This window comes from Mycobacterium sp. TH-M103 (assembly GCF_057473785.1).
Map to the genome: position 1 here is coordinate 1 of NZ_JBYCLG010000170.1, position 3,411 is coordinate 3,411.

A 3,411-nucleotide genomic window follows, 5' to 3' on the forward strand; every position below is an offset into this window, starting at 1 on the left:
GACGGCCTCGCCGAAGATGGCCGTCCCCTTCGCGGCCATCGCCGGCAGGTCCGGGTGGTCGATCGGCTGGCCGAAGCCGACCGGCTTCTCGGTCTCGGGGGAGTCGTAGAACGTGGTGTCGGCGGCCTCGTTGACGGTGACCTTGTCGACCCGGTTGCACACCATCGCCGACACGATGGCCAGCAGCTCGGCGAAACCGGGGCTGACGCCGGACCCGAAGATCGTCGCGCCGCCCGTCCGGCAGGCCGCCAGGATCCGGTCGCGACCTTCGCCGAGGTTGCCGCCGGTGATGAACGACGCCGTCGTCACCACGTTGACGCCCGCGGACAGGATGCGTACCAGTTCGTCGACGTCGATCCACATGGGGTTGTAGACGACGCAGTCGGGTTTCAGTGCGAGCAGCGCGTCCACGTCGTTGGTGGCGGCCACGCCCAGCGGCTCGATGCCGACCAGCTCGCCGGCGTCGCGGCCGACCTTCTCGGGGGACCACGCATAGCAGCCGACCAGGTCCAGCAGGGGATTGGTCACGATCGACTTCAGCGAGCTCTTGCCGACGTTTCCGGTGTTCCATTGAACGATGCGATAGGTGTTTGGCACTCGCTCAGCATAGGGAATCGCCTGCTCGCGGGCGATAGTGAATCCGGCGACCGTACGAAGGAGGACATCCGATGCCCGGTGTGAAATGGCTGGAAAGGCCCGAGGCCCACGACTTTCCGGCCGCGGCCGACTACCTCGCGCTGCTCGTGGACCCGCAGACCGTCACGCAGCTGACGGAGCGGCTCAAGGCCGGCAACGTGGTGCGCAAGAAGGCCAAGGACATCCTGCGGGCGGCGCGGCTGCGCCTGCTGCCCGTCGACAACCCCCACGTCGCGGCGGACCTGGCCAAGATCAAGAAGGGCCAGCCCCTCTCGCCGATCCTCCTGGTGCGCGGCGACCTGTCCAGCGGTGTCGCGTTGCAGATCGCCGATGGCTACCACCGCGTGTGCGCCAGCTACCACACCGACGAGAACACCGACATTCCGGTCGTGCTCGCCGATCCGCCCCGTGCTTGAGTGGACGACGTGATCGAGATTCATGCCGTGGAATCGGTGCGGGTGCTGACCCTGTCGTCGGGAAGCGTCAACGCCCTCGACGTCGACCTGTTGGAAGAGGTGGCCCTCGCGGTCAACGACCTGGCGCGGTCGGACGACGCCGGTGCGCTCGTCGTCACCGGTGCGGGCCGGGCCTTCAGCGCCGGAGTCGACCTCAAGCGCGTGGTGGCGGAAGGCGCCGGCTACACCGATCGGCTGGTCCCCGCCCTGTCGGAGGCGTTCGAGGCGCTTTTCACCTATCCGGGGCCGACGGTGGCCGCGGTCAACGGTGCGGCCATCGCGGGCGGGTGCGTGCTGGCCTGCGCGTGCGACCGGCGCCTGATCATCCCGGAGGCACAGATCGGGGTGACCGAGGTGCACGTCGGGGTGCCGTTCCCGGTCGCCGCGCTCGAGGTCATGCGCTACGCGTGCGGTGACCACGCGGACGTGGTGCTGCTCGGCGGTCGCACCTACCGCGGGGCCGAGACGATCGCCGCCGGGCTCGCCCACCGGGTCGTCGATGGCGATCTCATGGCGATGGCGGTGGGGGAGGCGACGGAACTCGGCGGCATCCCGGCGGACGCCTATCGCCACACCAAGGGCCGGCTGCACGCCCCGACCATGGCGCGCATTCGCGAGTCCGCCGGCGTCGACGACGAGGTGCGCCGGATGTGGGGTTCGGCCGCGACTCAGCAGCGCCTCGCCGAGTACGTGGAGCGCATGCGGCACCGCGGCTGAGGCCGCCCGCTATTCGTCTATTCGTCGTCGACCGCGACGCCGCCGCGGCTGCCCCTGCGCCGCATCCGGTGCGAGCCCTTCCCGGTCGGCCGGCGGTTGCGCAACCCGCCCGGGGCGTCGTCGGGCTGCTCGGCCGCTTCGGCGGTCGGGGCCTGCTGCGTCTCGGCGGCCTCGACCTCCTCGGTTCCCGCGGTCTCCTCCGCGGCTTCTTCCTCTTCGGTCTCTTCGGTCTCTTCGGTGTCCGGGGCCTCGGCTCCTTGCTCGTCGCCCTTCGCGCGCCGGAGGCGGCGCTTCTTGGGCTTGCGTGCCTTGATCGGTTTCGGCGGAGGCGGCGGCAGCTCGGCCACGAAAGCCAGGTAGAACGCGAAGACGCCGAGCAGCGCGATCGCGGCGGCGGCGCCGTAGATCCCGAACAGATACCGCCCGGCCGTATCCAGGCTGAGCCAGATCTCGCTGATGGCGGTCCCGACGATCAGCACCCCGGCCAGGACGTGCGCCACGATCGACCACATCCTGATGCGCAGGGCGAGCTGCGGGGTGCCCAGCTCCGGCCTGCGGGAGCGCAACAGGACGAACACCACCGGGAGCGCGGCCAGGCCGATCAGCGCGCCCGACGCGATTCGGCCGGCCATCCCCAGCGCCCGCGGCATCTCACCCATCAGCTCGTACCAGCGCGGCAAGACGCAGTAGAAATAGAGGACACCGGCGGCAATCGCGGACAACGCGTGCCACAGCACGAACCACTTCCGGCCCATACGCCTCCTCAGGCTGGTGAGTTCACGCCAGTCCAGGGGCGACCAGAACCCACGTCGTGTTCGTCCGCGCCTTGCTCAAGGTGCGCTCCGAATGGCGGAGGATGCGGGATTTGAACCCGCGAGGGCTGTTAACCCAACCCGCGTTCCAGGCGAGCGCCATAGGCCACTAGGCGAATCCTCCGTGGGCCATGGTAACTGCTGAGTCCAGCGGTGGGACCTGCGGCTTGTGCGTGGCGCCCCGACGCGGGTACTACACTCGCCGAAGGACCCCGCGCGGCGTCTATCCTGTGAACTCCCCCAGGGCCGGAAGGCAGCAAGGGTCAATGGGCTCTGTCGGGTGCGCGGGGTCCCCCATGTTCGGGGCGCCGCACCAGATCGACGAAAGGCTCATCGGTGTCGTTCGACTTACTCAGCCCTGACGAGCTGACCGCGCTGCACGCACGCCACCAGCAGGAGTATGCGCAGCTGCAGTCCAAGAAGCTGTCGTTGGACCTGACCCGCGGCAAGCCCGCGCCGGAGCAGCTCGACCTGTCCAACCGGCTGCTGAGCCTGCCCGGGGACGAATTCCGCGACCCCGAGGGCACCGACACCCGCAACTACGGCGGCCTGCACGGCCTGCCCGGGCTGCGGGCCATCTTCGCCGAGCTGCTGGGCATCGGAGTGCCCAATCTGATCGCGGGGAACAACTCCAGCCTGGAGCTGATGCACGACATCGTCGCCTTCTCGATGCTGTACGGCGGCGTGGACTCCCAGCGGCCCTGGAAGGACGAACCGGCCGTCAAGTTCCTCTGCCCCGTCCCCGGCTACGACCGGCACTTCGCCATCACCGAGACGATGGGCGTCGAGAT

The 3,411-nt window shown here is 69.4% G+C and carries 3 protein-coding genes, 1 tRNA gene, 1 other RNA gene and 2 pseudogenes; 4 read left to right on the forward strand and 3 right to left on the reverse strand.

All coding sequences use genetic code 11. The features are described from left to right. Nucleotides 1-597, reverse strand: a pseudogene (locus tag AC2VOR_RS09485) (dihydrodipicolinate reductase); the annotation flags it as partial. Between the two features lie 71 nt (nucleotides 598-668). Between AC2VOR_RS09485 and AC2VOR_RS09490 the strand changes: the two are divergent. Next, a complete protein-coding gene (locus AC2VOR_RS09490) occupies nucleotides 669-1,052 on the forward strand; it encodes a hypothetical protein (protein ID WP_369736518.1) in 384 nt (127 codons plus the stop codon). After that, nucleotides 1,053-1,808 carry an enoyl-CoA hydratase/isomerase family protein gene (locus AC2VOR_RS09495; protein ID WP_369736519.1) on the forward strand — a complete coding sequence of 252 codons (756 nt, stop codon included), beginning with the start codon at nucleotides 1,053-1,055 and terminating at the stop codon, nucleotides 1,806-1,808. 17 nt (nucleotides 1,809-1,825) lie between these two features. Here the strand turns inward: AC2VOR_RS09495 and lucA are convergent, their stop codons facing one another. Together lucA and AC2VOR_RS09505 are read right to left on the reverse strand one after the other, a co-directional pair. Then, complete coding sequence (gene lucA / locus AC2VOR_RS09500) at nucleotides 1,826-2,563, reverse strand: lipid uptake coordinator LucA (RefSeq protein ID WP_369736520.1); 738 nt, start codon at nucleotides 2,561-2,563, stop codon at nucleotides 1,826-1,828. Nucleotides 2,564-2,655: 92 nt separating this feature from the next. Further along, nucleotides 2,656-2,744: transfer RNA gene (locus tag AC2VOR_RS09505), tRNA-Ser, on the reverse strand. 79 nt (nucleotides 2,745-2,823) lie between these two features. On the opposite strand from AC2VOR_RS09505, the gene ffs reads away from it, so the two are divergent. Beyond that, an RNA gene (ffs, locus tag AC2VOR_RS09510) (signal recognition particle sRNA small type) lies at nucleotides 2,824-2,920 on the forward strand. Between the two features lie 36 nt (nucleotides 2,921-2,956). Continuing rightward, a pseudogene (locus AC2VOR_RS09515) lies at nucleotides 2,957-3,411 on the forward strand (aminotransferase); the annotation flags it as partial.

Coding starts and splice junctions, on each gene's coding strand:
- AC2VOR_RS09490 (WP_369736518.1), top strand. CDS start 669: ATGCCCGGTGTGAAATGGCTGGAAAGGCCCGAGGCCCACGACTTTCCG.
- lucA (WP_369736520.1), bottom strand. CDS start 2,563: ATGGGCCGGAAGTGGTTCGTGCTGTGGCACGCGTTGTCCGCGATTGCC.